Origin of the sequence: Candidatus Planktophila lacus, assembly GCF_002288385.1 — a bacterium.
Classification (GTDB): domain Bacteria; phylum Actinomycetota; class Actinomycetes; order Nanopelagicales; family Nanopelagicaceae; genus Planktophila; species Planktophila lacus_D.
This window is the reverse complement of sequence record NZ_CP016783.1, coordinates 1,308,500-1,322,325: the sequence shown is the minus strand read 5'-3', so window position 1 is coordinate 1,322,325 and position 13,826 is coordinate 1,308,500. Positions and strand designations below refer to the sequence as shown.

The following is a 13,826-nucleotide window of genomic DNA, read 5'->3' as shown; positions in this document are numbered from 1 at the left end:
CAATGAGTGCCAATATGTCTGATGTGAGTGATGCAAATTACGAAGCAAGTTCCGACGGGGCTGTCGCGGCTAACGAGGTTGATATCGCCGTTGCTGCCTGGCACGAGGAGGGGCGCTGGAACCTAGCGTTGTTACCTGACGCACATGATCTGCCGCACATTATTGATCGACTTAAATCACAACAAACAAATGGCGGCGCGATAGCGCTTCTAGCAATTGATGAAGAATTTTTTATGTTGATTCGTGTTTTAGGTTCACATATAAGTATGTTTTTAAGCGATGTAACCTGCGCACTTGATTATGAAGTTGCTGCAGAATTCTTAGAGCTTTGTGATTTAGATTCACCAGAAGAAGATGATGAACCACTTCCGGTTGGACATCTAGAAATTTTGGCAGACCTTGGCGTTAACTCAATGGAGATCTCTGCTCTCTGTGATGATGCAGAACTTTTCCCTGATGAACAACTCGAAGCAATTGCTAGTCGCTTAGGATTCGCAGATCAATTTGCGGAGTTATTGGAGCTATAAGAATTTCTACCCACACGCCTGAATCGCTGATGCAAGAAGCGATCGCAATTGCACGTCAAGCAACCGCTACTGGAGATGTTCCTGTCGGTGCTTTAGTAATCAATAAAGATGGCGTAGTTATTGGCACGGGATCTAATGAAAGAGAAGCAAATAATGATCCGACTGCACACGCTGAAATTGTTGCAATTCGCAACGCTGCCGCACGATTACAAAATTCACGTTTAGATGGTTGCACGCTTGTTGTAACTTTGGAGCCTTGTCCAATGTGTGCCGGAGCCATTGCCCAATCAAGAATTTCACATCTGATATTTGGCGCATGGGATGCCAAAGGCGGCGCAGTTGGCTCAGTTTGGGATGTTATTCGTGATCCACGTTCGCTTTACAAGCTAGATGTAACAGCAGGAATCTGCGAAAGTGAATGCGCTGATTTACTGCGAGATTTCTTTGAAGGTCAGCGCTAAACAAGAAGTTCGTAAGAAGGGTTCAAGATAGTCAAAGCGCCTTCTTCTTCTCCGACCATTCCTTCGGCGCGTAGTTGCGAACCGACTTCTAAGCCTGCAATCTCGCGACGTCCCAAGAATTGCAGAGTAACCCCACCGGTCTGATCCCAAACTTCTACCTGAAGAATTGGCGCAGATCCTCGCGGCGCGCTTTTAATTGCAGTTACGCGACCCTGAACATGAGCCCGCTTGCGCCACTGGATTTCACCAATTGGCGTCATATTTTCTGCGTAATGGCTAATTGGTTCGACGTTCTTTATTACATCTTCAACAGGCTTAAATTTTGCAACTGGAGTTGCCGCTGGTTTTGCTTCACCTTGAGGCGCAACTGTTAATTGTGTTGCAGATGTAATGCGATCCACGTCGAAAGGAACGATAGTTGCAACAACGCGTTGCAATTGAGAAATAGGTGCGGCAATTTCTTCCGCTGTTTGATCATGCAACAAGCGGCCAAGGAAACCAGAATATGCACGACGAGGAAGCAGAAGCGTCAACTCGACATCGTTCTTTTCCGTCATGCGGATTGCATAGTCGAGCGCTGAATTTGCAAGTCGTCTATCAGGGCAGTCGATTAACTCGAGAGTGACATCATCTAGCGCATCTGACTTGGCCCAGGCCTCTTTAATTGCTTCTGCTCGACGATCATCGATTACGAAGTGAACAGCGCTGAGATTTCTTGGTTTCAAACTACGCGCATACCGAATGGCTCCAACTGTTGCTAAATCCACGTTATCGACCAGAACTGTAACGTTGTGGCGAACGATCGTTGTAGCACGCTCTTGTTCACGTCGGACTAATAAAGCATCTTGTTCGCGAGTGTATTGGCGACGTAAGCGTAAGAATGAAACAACCATGATCGGAGCAACCACCAGAACCAACCAAGCGCCTTGTGTAAATTTCACAACAGAGAAGATGATCACAATTACGAGTGAGACAGATCCCGCAAGGAAATTAATTACAACTCGTACTCTCCAGCCGTCGGGTTTTACTCGAATTGAATGCTTGGTCATACCGAAACCGGCCAGTGCAAAACCAGTAAATACGCCGAGTGCATAGAAAGCGACTAGATGCTCAACCGAACCTGCGGTAATCAAAACCAAGACAATTCCACCACCGGCAAGTAGCAAGATGCCATTTGAGAAAGCCAGGCGGTGGCCGCGCTTAGTTAATTGGCGTGGAAGGTAGCCATCAGTTGCAACAAAGTTACAGAGCAGTGGGAAAGCGCTGTATGTGGTGTTAGCGCCAGCAAAGAGAATAAGCATCGTTGCAAGCTGAACCATTACGAACATAAAGCTGCCGAAAGCACCACCACCGATTGCAGCCTTGGCGATCTGCGAAATAACTGTAGGAGTTCCTGATTCATAAGGCATTGCTTGAATGTGATGAGCAAAGTAAGAAACTCCAAGTACGAGAGTTCCAAGGATGCAGCTCATGATCACGAGTGTGCGTTTTGCGTTTACATGTTCTGGTGTCTTAAAGAGCGCAACGCCATCGGAAATTGCTTCCAAACCAGTTAGTGAAGATCCGCCATTTGCAAATGCACGAAGCAGGATAAAGATTGCAGCTGCCGTTAAAAGTCCTTGCTCTTGTCCAACTTCAACCGCACCGGGTAGATCAGTTGCAAGGACTGGAAGCGTTCCGTTGAAGAGTCGCCAGAAACCCATTCCGAAGACAATCAACATACAACCGACGAAGAAGTAAGTTGGGAATGCAAAAGCTTTTCCAGCTTCTTTAACACCGCGGAGATTTCCGTAAGTAAGTAGAACGATTACCAACAAGATCATTGGAATTTTCCATGGATCGAGTGATGGGAATGTAGAAATGATTGCGGCAACACCTGCTGCAGATTGAATTGCAACTGTTACGACGTAATCAAGAATCAAAGCAACTGCTGCAATCTGCGCTGTTACAGGTCCGAAATTATCTCGCGCGACAATGTATGCGCCACCAGTTTTTGTATAAACATCGATCACATTGCGGTATGAAAGTGTAATTATGGTAAGAATTACCAAAACAACCGCTGTCATTGGCATCAATATTGCGAAAGCTGCTAATCCAAATGCTGGCAAGAGCGCAATAAGAATCTGTTCAGTACCGTAAGCCGAAGATGAAATACAGTCGGAAGAGAGAATTCCGAGTGCGTAGCGCTTTGATAAACGTTGATGTCCGAGCGAATGTCGGTTAAGCGCATTACCTAAAAGACGGCGCTTTACCTTGTAGCTAAGCGGATCTTTTACATGCGCAGTTTCTTGGAGAGCAACTGGTTCAGGCGCACCATCTGTCCACGACTTGGGCACAAAAACTCCTTCAGTTACCGCGGCTAGCGCGTCCATTTAACTATTTAGTATGCTCATCTTATGCGCACTCAGTTATATATAGATGGTCAATGGGTAGATGGAAATGGCACTTTAGATGTAACAGATCCCAGTGATGGCTCAGTAATTGCCAAGGTAGCCACCGCCGGAGATGCGCAGATCGAGGCCGCCCTAGCTGCCGCCCACCGCGCCGCACCTGCCTGGGCCAAGACCGCGCCCCGCGTGCGCGCAGAGATGCTACGTAAAGCATTTGAGTTAATGATTCAAGAAGCAGATTACTTAGCAGAGTTGATTTCCAAAGAAAATGGCAAGGCGCTACCTGATGCAAAAGGTGAAGTTGCCTACGCCGCAGAATTCTTCCGCTGGTTCTCTGAAGAAGCAGTACGCATTGCAGGAGATTTCCGCATGTCACCTAGTGGCGATAAGCGAATTTTAGTTACACACCAACCTGTTGGTCTCTCACTTCTTATTACTCCTTGGAACTTCCCTGCCGGAATGGCAACACGTAAAATTGGTCCCGCAATTGCTGCAGGTTGCACAATGATTTTGAAGCCAGCCGGTGAAACACCTCTGACCGCGCTCGCCATCATGGACATCCTTGATCGCGCAGGCGTTCCAAAGGGCGTAGTTAATTTAATTCTTCCAACACCAACTGGTCCTGCGATCGCCAAGATGTTGCATGATCCACGTGTTAAGAATCTTTCATTTACTGGTTCTACTGAAGTTGGTCGAATCATTCTTAAAGAAGCGGCCGATAATGTAATTCGTTGCTCTATGGAGCTCGGGGGAAATGCACCGTTTGTTGTTATGGATGACGCCAATATTGATGAAGCAATTAAAGGTTTGATGTTGGCAAAGATGCGCAATGGTGGAGCTGCTTGTACTGCAGCAAACCGAGTTTATGTGCAACGCAAGGTAGCCGCAGAATTTATGCAAAAGTTTGCTGAAGCAATGGGAACTTTTGTTATGGGACGCGGTCGCGATGCTGGTGTACAACTTGGCGCAAGTGTTTCAATTAAAGAACGCAACAAGATTGCAGAGCTAGTTGATAACTCAGTTAAGTCTGGAGCCAAGGTATTAACAGGCGGCAAGACCCCTGATGGTCCAGGCGCTTTCTACCCAGCAACAGTTCTAGAAGTAGAAAAAACAGCGGAAATTCTTAACCACGAAGTCTTCGGACCGGTTGCACCAGTGGTTATCTTCGATACCGATGCTGAAGCGATTGAACTCGCAAATAGCACTGACTTCGGACTAATTAGCTACGTTTACTCTGAAGATCTAAAGCGCGCGATCCAGATTTCGGAAGCCCTTGAATCCGGAATGGTTGCAATCAACCGCGGAATGATTTCAGATCCAGCAGCGCCATTCGGTGGCGTAAAGCAGAGCGGTCTTGGTCGCGAAGGTGGCTTCGACGGTATCCACGAATTCCTCGAGACGAAATACATCGGCGTCGAAATCTAACTTACATTTAAACCAATTTATTTCATCAAATAGATTAAATCACTGTTCGAAGCTTTGTAAGAATCTCGTTGTCATTTGTCCTAAGTTTTTTGACTATTCCCTTTATGTAGTTCCTACCGTCGGCGTAATAAGCAAGAGTGTAGAAAGGGTATGTATTAAAGCCGTATCCTGATTCTGCCTTCGGAATTTGTCCAGGGATAGGAAAGTTCGAGATTACGTCTACATCGCATTGCGCGAAAAACTTCTCAAGTTTTCTAATGTTGTATTTTCTAATCCTAGTCAATTTGATTTCCCGAACTTCAGATTGAATTTCATCAGAGTTTAACTCTCTTGCGGAGTAATTCACTTTTCTACCCTTAAGGAAATAAGTAGCTTCACCATTAGCGATACTTCTACTTGTAATACCTTTCTCTAGAAGCATGTTTGCTTGATTAACATAAAAGTCCTTGTTTATTTCAAGCAGGTACTTATAAAGAGCTCTTCTTTCTTCTTGGAAAAGAAGACCACCAGATGTTAAGCACTCTTCAAAATAACTCACACCTTTATTGTGCACCTATCAAGCATCCTGCCGCTACAAATTTTCCTGAGTCTCCCTTAACAGCCAGTTTTTTGCCATTTTCTAAGTACACATAACCCTGGGCGGTGCCACGATATGCGGCGGATACCCCCTTCTGACATGGACCGAAGAGCTCTTTGAAGCTCGCGACATTAGGTGATTTGGTGGTCGAGCTCCTTCTTTCATTTACAAACGAGTAGGCAGTGATTTCGCGGTTATTCTTAATTTTTTGTATAGATGCGCTTAGTTGAGTGTATTTTTGTGAGACATTACAAATCGAGGTGATATTCAGTTTAATGGCATCGATGTTTTGATTTTCAGACAAACTTGTTGAATAGTGTGGCCTCTCGACATTTAAAGTGCACTTAGGTTCAGTACCTCCAATACTTTGAAGGATAAGAAATTGGGCTGCTAGTAAACCAACAACAGCGATGCTGGGGATTTTAGGTACGAGAAGTAATGATTTAGGAATAGTTATTGGCATTCCTGAAAAATAGAGAAAAGCTCTGACGACCTTAATCAGGTTATCCCCACCCATTGGCGATGGCTGAAATACACCCTGCGGAGGATGAGGGATTTGAACCCTCGAAAGGTTGCCCTTTACACGCTTTCCAAGCGTGCGCACTCGGCCGCTATGCGAATCCTCCTGGCGGGATCGCTCCCGACTGGCTAAGGGTATAGGTGTAACAACTATCCTTACGCCAGATCCCTCACGCGGCATTACCGCGCTGAACTCCCCCAGGGTAGGAATACAGCAAGGGTAGGCGTGCTCTGATGGGTGCGTGAGGGGTCCCTTAAGTATTGTGAACTCTGTTTAGTTTGTGATGTAGTTGAAGCCGAGATGAGAGGAGTGAATATGTCACTCGCGTTGTATCGCAAGTATCGACCATCTGTATTCGCGGATGTAATCGGACAAGAACATGTAACTGTTCCACTCTCTAACGCACTTACATCTGGAAAAACACATCACGCATATTTATTTAGCGGACCACGTGGTTGCGGAAAAACTTCTAGCGCTCGCATCATGGCGCGCTCCCTTAACTGCGAAAAAGGCCCAACACCAACTCCATGTGGCCTCTGCCAATCCTGTAAAGATTTAGTTGCAAATGGTCCGGGTTCACTTGATGTTATTGAACTTGATGCGGCCACCCACGGTTTAGTTGACGATGCACGCGATCTGCGCGATAAAGCATTCTTTGCACCAGTACAAAGCAAGTACAAGATTTACATCATCGATGAAGCGCACCAGCTTGGGCCAGGTGCGGCAAACGCACTTCTCAAAGTTGTTGAAGAACCACCTCCTCACGTAATTTTTATCTTCGCTACAACCGAACCTGAAAAGTTGATTTCAACTATTCGTTCACGTACTCACCACTATCCATTCCGATTAGTTCCACCTGGAATCTTGGCTGAGCACCTCGAAAAGATTTGTAAAGAAGAAGGCGTCACCGTTGCTAAAGGCGTTATCCCACTTGTTGTTCGCGCTAGCGGCGGCTCAGTGCGTGATGCTTTATCTGTACTTGGCCAACTGCTGGCAGGTGCTGGCCCAGATGGAGTTAGCTATGAAATCGCTATCCAATTACTTGGTTTCACTGACGGCGCATTACTGGATGATGCCGTTGATGCACTTGCTGCGCGCGATGGCGCAACGTTATTTAAAACCGTTGACCGCGTAATCGAATCCGGTCACGATCCACGTCGCTTTGCTGGCGATTTACTTGAACGCCTGCGCGATCTAATGATCGTTGATGCACTTGAAGCAACAAATGCAAACTCAATTTTGCGTGGACTTCCCGATGATCAACTAGAACGTATGCGCAAACAAGCCGCCAACATTGGCGCTGCCAACTTATCTCGCTCTGCAGATATTGCATCAGAAGGTTTAACCCAAATGCGCGGTGCAACAGCACCACGATTAATTCTCGAACTCATTTGCGGCCGCATGTTGTTACCTGGCGGCGATAACTCCGAAGCGGGATTGCTTTCGCGCATCGAACGCCTCGAACGAGTCGAAAACATCGCAACACCTTCACCAACGCCAGCAAAGTCCACGGCACCAACCCCACCCGCAAAGGTTGAAGATGCGCCAAAGGCTTCAGAGAAACCAGCAGCAAAAGCGAAAGTTGCCGAAGAACCTGTTGCCGAAGTTATTTCTCCGAAAGCAGTTGGCGGAGGAGACTCTAAAGAAGCTTTTCCCGAGTCGACGAGCCAACCTGCTTCGGAGAAAAACAAAGTTATGGACATCGCTGGTTTACGTCGCCTTTGGCCAGATGTAATCGAAAACGTTAAGAAGCGCCGTCGTCTAACGTGGTCTTTGCTCTCCGCCTCCGCGCAGATAATCGCCGTAGACGACAAACTAATAACGATCGGCATAGTCAACGCCGGTGCCCGCGACTCATTCGTGCGCTCTGAATCAGACGAGATCCTGCGCCAAGCATTTATCGAAATCGTTGGCATCGATCGTAAAATAGAAGTCGTTGTTGATGCATCGATCGATACAACTTCAACGCCTGAAGCGCGCGCAGTTCGCAAAGATGAAGCGCCATCAGATAAGAACCTGTTATCAGGTGCAGCGCTACTCGCCGCCGAACTTGGTGCAACTGTGATCAACGAAAAGAATAAGTAATAATGAGCACAGGGATGTACGAAGGTGCGATCCAAGATCTCATCGATGCTTTAGGTCGCCTGCCTGGAATTGGTCCAAAGAGCGCACAACGAATTGCATTCCATATCTTGCAGACCGATGGTGATGCGGCTATTGCTTTAGTTGATGCAATCCGCACCGTTAAAGAGCGCGTCAAGTTCTGCAGCCAATGCGGAAACGTTTCTGAAGAAACGGAATGTCGCATCTGTCGCGATCCACGTCGCGATCCCGCGCAAATTTGTGTAGTTGAAGAGAGCAAAGATGTAATCGCAATCGAACGCACCCGCGAATTCCGCGGCAAGTATCACGTGCTCGGTGGCGCCATTAGTCCGATCGATGGAATTGGTCCTGACCAACTTCGCATCCGCGAATTAATGGTTCGACTCTCTGACTCAAATATCACCGAAGTCATCTTGGCCACCGACCCGAACCTCGAAGGCGAAGCAACGGCTACTTATTTAGCTCGCTTGATTAAGCCACTTGGCATCAACGTCTCTCGTTTAGCCAGCGGCCTGCCGGTTGGCGGAGATCTCGAATATGCAGATGAAGTAACCCTTGGTCGCGCTTTTGAAGGCCGTCGTAACGTAGAAAGCTGATCGTCTCACTATTTGATCGAATGGCTGTTCCATATATTGAGATTTTCCCTAATCGGGTGGAAAGCCGCCCCGAATTAGTTCACTATTGCGCCATGGGACTAATCGTTCAGAAATATGGCGGATCCTCCGTAGCCGATGCCGAGGGCATGAAGCGTGTTGCCGCTCGCATCGTGGCGGCGAAGAAGGATGGCAATCAGGTCGTTGTGGTGGTCAGCGCGATGGGCGATACCACTGACGAGCTAATCGATTTAGCTAACGCCGTTACCCCAATTCCTGGCGGTCGCGAACTAGATATGTTGTTAACCGCCGGTGAGCGCATTTCGATGGCGCTACTTGCAATGGCGATTTCAAATTTGGGACATGAAGCTCTTTCATTCACCGGTTCACAAGCTGGCGTGATTACAGATTCTGCTCACGGTCGCGCACGCATCATCGATGTAACACCGGGACGAATTCAAGAAGCGCTCGCCGACGGTGCAATCGCAATCGTTGCTGGCTTCCAAGGAATTTCGCAAGATACAAAAGACATCACAACTTTAGGTCGCGGTGGTTCAGATACAACTGCAGTTGCACTTGCTGCAGCGCTCGATGCAGATGTCTGCGAAATTTACACAGATGTTGACGGCGTCTTTAGTGCGGATCCACGTGTTGTTCCCACTGCGCGCAAGTTAAAGACAGTTACATATGAAGAGATGTTGGAACTTGCTGCAGCTGGCGCAAAAGTTCTGCACTTGCGCTGCGTTGAATACGCGCGTCGTTACAACTTACCAATTCACGTACGTTCATCATTTTCACCAAACGAAGGAACCTGGGTGGTTGAAAACCATCCTGAAGGAGGAAACATGGAGCAAGCAATCATCTCGGGTATCGCACACGATAAATCCGAAGCCAAGGTCACGATCGTTGGCGTACCTGATCGCACTGGTATTGCTGCACGCATCTTCCAAGCTATTGCTGATGCCGATATCAACATCGACATGATCGTGCAGAACGTATCTGCCGCAGCAACTGGCCTTACCGATATTTCATTTACAGTTCCAAAGGCCGAAGGCGCAAACGCAACTGCGATCTTGAAGCGCATTCAGGGTGAAGTTGGTTTCGCTTCAATTCAATACGACGATTCCATCGGCAAGCTCTCGCTGGTTGGCGCTGGAATGCGTTCACATCCAGGCGTAACAGCAACGTTTTTTGCAGCAATGGCTGAAGCCGGGCTCAATATTGAAATGATTTCAACATCTGAAATCCGAATCTCAATCATCTGCCGCGAAAGCGATCTCGAAAAGGGTGTTCGCGCAGCGCATACCGCCTTCGGATTAGATGCCGATCAAGTCGAAGCAGTCGTATATGGAGGAACAGGTCGATGACTCAGAAAAAAGCCAAAGTAGCTAAGAAAGCAAAGTCAGCGAAGAAACTTCCATCACTGGCAGTAGTCGGTGCAACTGGCGCTGTCGGAACCGTGATGCTCGATATCTTGAGTAAGCGCAAAAATGTTTACGGTGAGATCCGTTTGATCGCATCAGCTCGAAGTGCTGGCAAGAAGTTGGTTTGCCGCGGTGAAGAGCTAACCGTTGTTGCACTCTCACCTGAAGCATTCGATGGCATTGATATCGCGATGTTCGATGTTCCAGATGAGATCTCTGCCGAGTGGGCGCCAATCGCGGCAGCTCGTGGCGCAGTTGTTGTCGATAACTCAGGCGCGTTCCGCATGGATAAGAAAGTTCCTTTGGTTGTTCCAGAGGTAAATCCAAAAGATATTAAGAAGCGCCCTAAGGGAATTATCTCTAACCCAAATTGCACAACTCTTTCCATGATTGTTGCAATGGGTGCGCTAGATAAGAAGTTCGGTCTAAAGGAACTTGTTGTTTCGTCTTACCAAGCAGCATCAGGCGCCGGACAACCAGGAATCGACAGCCTGCGTGCGCAAATTGATCAGGTTGCCGGTAAAGGTTTAGGTGATGTCGCAGGCGATCTCCGCACCGTTGTCAAAGATCTTGGACCGTTCCCAGCACCACTCGCTATGAACGTTATTCCATGGGCAGGTTCGCTTAAGGAAGATGGTTATTCATCTGAAGAACTTAAGGTTCGCAATGAATCACGCAAGATTCTCGGTATGCCTAAACTAAAAGTCGCTGTGACTTGCGTACGCGTTCCTGTAATCACAACACACTCACTTACTGTGCATGCAGTCTTCTCAAAGACAATCACTCGTAAAGCTGCACAGTCCGCACTGAAAAAAGCTGAGGGCGTTCTCCTTTACGACAATCCAGAGAAGAAGGAATTTCCAACTCCTGCTGATGTCGTAGGTACTGATCCAACTTGGGTCGGTCGCGTGCGCCAATCTTTGGATAATCCTAAAGCGATTGATTTATTTGTCTGCGGCGATAACTTGCGTAAGGGTGCAGCGTTAAATACTGCACAAATCGCAGAGCTTGTTGCCGCTGAATTCACTCGCTAATTTCGCAACGCTTCGCCTGTAGACTCACCGCATGACCATCGTTGTCGCAGGTGCCACCGGTCTTGCTGGTTCAGCAATCGTTCGCGCCTACGAGAAAACTGGCGAAAAGGTAATCGGCATTAATCGCAGCGTCTGCGATCTCCTTGACCGCGATGCCACCATTGATTTCATTAAGAAAGCCAAACCTTCGATCGTTGTCGACGCCGCAGCCAAGGTTGGCGGAATCGGGGCTAATAACGCTTTCCCGGTTGAGTTCTTAGCCGATAACGTGCGAATTCAAAGTAATTTAATGGAAGCTGCACATGCGGCAGATGTAGAAAAATTCATCTTCCTTGGATCAAGTTGTATCTATCCACGCGATTGCGCACAGCCAATCAAAGAAGAGTATTTATTAACTGGTCCGCTGGAAGAAACAAACTCTGCATATGCAATCGCCAAGATTGCGGGCATCGAATTGATTAAATCTTTCCGTAAAGAGTATGACCGCAAGTGGATCTCACTAATGCCAACAAATCTTTATGGTCCGAACGATAATTTTGAGCTTCAAGGTTCGCACGTACTGCCAGCATTTATCCGCCGCTTTGTTGAAGCGAAAGAGTCTGGTCGCGCTAAAGAAACTTTATGGGGCACCGGTTCACCAATGCGCGAGTTCTTGCATGTAGATGATTTGGCTTCTGCAGTTGTTCTCGCGGGTGAAAAATATGATTCTGCGCAGCACTTAAATATCGGCAGCGGCGAAGATCTAACGATCAAGGCTTTGGCTGAATTAGTCGCTGAAGTTGCGGGTTTTACTGGCGAAATCGCTTGGGATTCATCGAAACCTGACGGAACACCACGCAAGGTTCTTGATGTTACGAAGGTTAAATCGCTAGGTTGGTCACCTGCGATCTCGCTTAGAGACGGAATCGCTTCAACAATCGAGTGGTATATCGATGCAACTGCAAAGGGAGTAAGTCGACGATGAGTAAAAAAGTTGCCTTCATAACTGGTGTTACCGGCCAAGACGGTTCATACCTTGCAGAGTTCTTACTAGCTAAAGGCTATGAAGTACACGGTCTTATCCGCCGTTCTTCAACGTTTAACACCTCTCGTATCGATCATATTTACGAAGATCCACACGCTAAAAACCCAAAGCTTTTCTTGCACTACGGCGATCTAATTGATGGTGTTGGGCTTACCAATTTAATCCGTGAAATCAAACCAACTGAGGTTTATAACCTTGGCGCACAGTCACACGTTCAAGTTTCTTTCACCATGCCGCAGTACACCGGACAGGTAGATGCGGTTGGCGCAGTTGGTCTCCTTGAAGCAATTCGCTCAGCAGATATTGATACCCGTTTCTACCAAGCATCAACATCTGAACTCTTTGGTTCAACTCCACCACCACAGAACGAACTTTCTATGTTCCGCCCACAATCTCCATATGCGGCAGCAAAGCTAATGGCGTACTGGTGCACCGTTAACTACCGTGATGGTTACGGAATGCATGCCACAAACGGAATTTTGTTTAACCACGAATCTCCACGTCGCGGTGAAACATTCGTAACTCGCAAGATCACTCGCGCAGTTGCGGCGATCAAAGCTGGCAAGCAGGACAAGTTATTCCTCGGAAATCTCGATGCGGTTCGCGACTGGGGCTATGCCAAGGAATACGTTGAATCTATGTGGCTGATGTTGCAGCAAGATAAGCCTTCAGATTATGTGGTTGCCACAGGCGTTGGAGCAACAGTTAAAGACTTTGCTGAAGCAGCATTTTCGCGCGCAGGTTTAAATTGGCAAGACCATGTTGAGACCGATAAGAAGTACATCCGCCCAACTGAAGTTGATGCGCTTATCGGAGATCCATCAAAGGCAACTAAAGCCCTTGGTTGGAAAGCCACAACTCATTGGAAAGAGTTGGCTGAATTAATGGTTGACGCTGACATTAAAGCTTTGCAGTAAGCGTTACTAAACTTACTTCTGGCGGACTTGCAACACGAATTCGGGCAAAGGGACTTGTTCCCATTCCTGCTGATACATGTAAGTAAGGCTCGCTTCCAAACTTTGTTAAGCCGCGTGCGCGCCAAGTTGGTAAGTCACAGTTAGTCGTAAGTGCACGTGAACCACCAGGCATCGGCAAACGAACTTGGCCGCCATGTGTGTGGCCAGCAAATATTGCATCCAGACCATCGCGCGACATTCCTTCGAGAATTCTTAAATAAGGTGCATGCGTTACACCGATCGCAATGTCACACTGACCAGGTTTTCCTGCAACGAGTGAGTAATCATCAAATTCGAGATGGGCATCATCAGTACCGCGAGTTTCGATAGTTGTATCTTTAATTTTTATTGTGGCACGTGAGCGATTTAGATTTATCCACCCCCGCGATTGCAGACCTTTATCTAGATCTGGCCAAGGTAGATCTTCACCGTGAATTCTTTTTCCGTGATTTGGCAGTAAGTACTTAAGTGGGTTCTTTGGCTTTGGTGCGTAATAATCGTTAGAACCGAAGACGAATAAACCAGGAAGGTTTAGTAGTGCATCAAGGGCATCAAGTGCGACCGGAACTGCTTGCATATGTGCCAAAAAATCGCCGGTTGAGATAACTAAATCGGGGGAGAGATCGATAAAGGATTTGATATCGGCGATCTCGGTCTTGCGCGCAGGGGTCAGGTGCAGATCCGAGAAGTGCAGAACGCGGATCGGTGCGTGGCCAGCGGGCAGGATTGGGATCTCGGCCTGGCGAAGTTGATAACTCATTGCATGAGAAGATACACCTAGGTAATTAAAGG

General features: G+C 47.5%; 13 protein-coding genes, 1 tRNA gene and 1 other RNA gene. 10 read left to right on the top strand and 5 right to left on the bottom strand.

The genetic code is table 11. The annotated features are described in order from the left end of the window. Window positions 1-14: 14 nt before the first annotated feature. Together A1sIIB60_RS06735 and tadA are read left to right on the top strand one after the other, a co-directional pair. Complete coding sequence (locus A1sIIB60_RS06735; protein WP_223298682.1) at window positions 15-527, top strand: tRNA adenosine deaminase-associated protein; 513 nt, start codon at window positions 15-17, stop codon at window positions 525-527. Between the two features lie 26 nt (window positions 528-553). Further along, complete coding sequence (gene tadA / locus A1sIIB60_RS06730) at window positions 554-988, top strand: tRNA adenosine(34) deaminase TadA (protein ID WP_257789611.1); 435 nt, start codon at window positions 554-556, stop codon at window positions 986-988. Here the strand turns inward: tadA and A1sIIB60_RS06725 are convergent. Further along, window positions 985-3,360, bottom strand: a complete 2,376-nt coding sequence (locus tag A1sIIB60_RS06725) for an amino acid permease (RefSeq protein ID WP_223298681.1) — start codon at window positions 3,358-3,360, stop codon at window positions 985-987. The genes tadA and A1sIIB60_RS06725 overlap by 4 nt on opposite strands. Window positions 3,361-3,384: 24 nt before the next feature. On the opposite strand from A1sIIB60_RS06725, the gene A1sIIB60_RS06720 reads away from it, so the two are divergent. Beyond that, window positions 3,385-4,803 (top strand): NAD-dependent succinate-semialdehyde dehydrogenase, encoded by a 1,419-nt coding sequence (locus A1sIIB60_RS06720; protein WP_095689541.1) that lies wholly within the window; start codon window positions 3,385-3,387, stop codon window positions 4,801-4,803. Between the two features lie 34 nt (window positions 4,804-4,837). Here the strand turns inward: A1sIIB60_RS06720 and A1sIIB60_RS06715 are convergent, their stop codons facing one another. From A1sIIB60_RS06715 to A1sIIB60_RS06705, 3 genes are all read right to left on the bottom strand, one after another. Beyond that, entirely contained in the window at window positions 4,838-5,341 is a 504-nt protein-coding gene (locus A1sIIB60_RS06715) for a hypothetical protein (protein ID WP_125932396.1), read from the bottom strand. A 4-nt stretch (window positions 5,342-5,345) separates the two neighbouring features. Next, on the bottom strand, window positions 5,346-5,843 hold the full coding sequence (locus A1sIIB60_RS06710; RefSeq protein WP_125932742.1) for a hypothetical protein: 498 nt from the start codon (window positions 5,841-5,843) through the stop codon (window positions 5,346-5,348). Window positions 5,844-5,921: 78 nt separating this feature from the next. Then, a tRNA-Ser gene (locus A1sIIB60_RS06705) sits at window positions 5,922-6,006 on the bottom strand. Between the two features lie 54 nt (window positions 6,007-6,060). Here A1sIIB60_RS06705 and ffs point away from each other — a divergent pair. The 7 genes from ffs (at window position 6,061) to gmd (ending at window position 12,995) form a co-directional block, all read left to right on the top strand. Next, window positions 6,061-6,157: signal recognition particle sRNA small type (ffs, locus tag A1sIIB60_RS06700), an RNA gene on the top strand. A gap of 58 nt (window positions 6,158-6,215) precedes the next feature. Continuing rightward, the gene (locus tag A1sIIB60_RS06695) at window positions 6,216-7,985 is read left to right on the top strand and encodes a DNA polymerase III subunit gamma and tau (RefSeq protein ID WP_095689540.1); all 1,770 of its coding nucleotides are present in this window, start codon (window positions 6,216-6,218) and stop codon (window positions 7,983-7,985) included. A gap of 14 nt (window positions 7,986-7,999) precedes the next feature. Beyond that, a complete protein-coding gene (gene recR / locus A1sIIB60_RS06690; protein WP_095677748.1) occupies window positions 8,000-8,599 on the top strand; it encodes a recombination mediator RecR in 600 nt (199 codons plus the stop codon). Between the two features lie 92 nt (window positions 8,600-8,691). Next, window positions 8,692-9,963, top strand: a complete 1,272-nt coding sequence (locus tag A1sIIB60_RS06685) for an aspartate kinase (RefSeq protein WP_095677747.1) — start codon at window positions 8,692-8,694, stop codon at window positions 9,961-9,963. Beyond that, window positions 9,960-11,054, top strand: a complete 1,095-nt coding sequence (locus tag A1sIIB60_RS06680; RefSeq protein ID WP_095689539.1) for an aspartate-semialdehyde dehydrogenase — start codon at window positions 9,960-9,962, stop codon at window positions 11,052-11,054. The genes A1sIIB60_RS06685 and A1sIIB60_RS06680 overlap by 4 nt, the downstream gene beginning before the upstream one ends. A 31-nt stretch (window positions 11,055-11,085) precedes the next feature. Next, window positions 11,086-12,018: a GDP-L-fucose synthase family protein gene (locus A1sIIB60_RS06675; RefSeq protein WP_095689538.1), complete on the top strand. Its 933-nt coding sequence runs from the start codon at window positions 11,086-11,088 to the stop codon at window positions 12,016-12,018. After that, a complete protein-coding gene (gene gmd / locus A1sIIB60_RS06670) occupies window positions 12,015-12,995 on the top strand; it encodes a GDP-mannose 4,6-dehydratase (protein WP_095677744.1) in 981 nt (326 codons plus the stop codon). Before A1sIIB60_RS06675 ends, gmd begins: the two co-directional genes overlap by 4 nt. Here gmd and A1sIIB60_RS06665 read toward each other — a convergent pair. Continuing rightward, window positions 12,979-13,794, bottom strand: coding sequence for a metallophosphoesterase (locus A1sIIB60_RS06665; protein WP_095689537.1), 816 nt, complete (start codon window positions 13,792-13,794; stop codon window positions 12,979-12,981). The two genes, gmd and A1sIIB60_RS06665, sit on opposite strands and share 17 nt — an antisense overlap. Between the last annotated feature and the right edge of the window lie 32 nt (window positions 13,795-13,826).

Bases quoted from the DNA above. Each gene is read 5' to 3' on its own strand.
- A1sIIB60_RS06735 (WP_223298682.1), top strand. From the start codon at position 15: ATGTCTGATGTGAGTGATGCAAATTACGAAGCAAGTTCCGACGGGGCT.
- A1sIIB60_RS06725 (WP_223298681.1), bottom strand. From the start codon at position 3,360: ATGGACGCGCTAGCCGCGGTAACTGAAGGAGTTTTTGTGCCCAAGTCG.
- A1sIIB60_RS06720 (WP_095689541.1), top strand. From the start codon at position 3,385: ATGCGCACTCAGTTATATATAGATGGTCAATGGGTAGATGGAAATGGC.
- A1sIIB60_RS06710 (WP_125932742.1), bottom strand. From the start codon at position 5,843: ATGCCAATAACTATTCCTAAATCATTACTTCTCGTACCTAAAATCCCC.
- A1sIIB60_RS06695 (WP_095689540.1), top strand. From the start codon at position 6,216: ATGTCACTCGCGTTGTATCGCAAGTATCGACCATCTGTATTCGCGGAT.
- recR (WP_095677748.1), top strand. From the start codon at position 8,000: ATGTACGAAGGTGCGATCCAAGATCTCATCGATGCTTTAGGTCGCCTG.
- A1sIIB60_RS06685 (WP_095677747.1), top strand. From the start codon at position 8,692: ATGGGACTAATCGTTCAGAAATATGGCGGATCCTCCGTAGCCGATGCC.
- A1sIIB60_RS06680 (WP_095689539.1), top strand. From the start codon at position 9,960: ATGACTCAGAAAAAAGCCAAAGTAGCTAAGAAAGCAAAGTCAGCGAAG.
- A1sIIB60_RS06675 (WP_095689538.1), top strand. From the start codon at position 11,086: ATGACCATCGTTGTCGCAGGTGCCACCGGTCTTGCTGGTTCAGCAATC.
- gmd (WP_095677744.1), top strand. From the start codon at position 12,015: ATGAGTAAAAAAGTTGCCTTCATAACTGGTGTTACCGGCCAAGACGGT.
- A1sIIB60_RS06665 (WP_095689537.1), bottom strand. From the start codon at position 13,794: ATGAGTTATCAACTTCGCCAGGCCGAGATCCCAATCCTGCCCGCTGGC.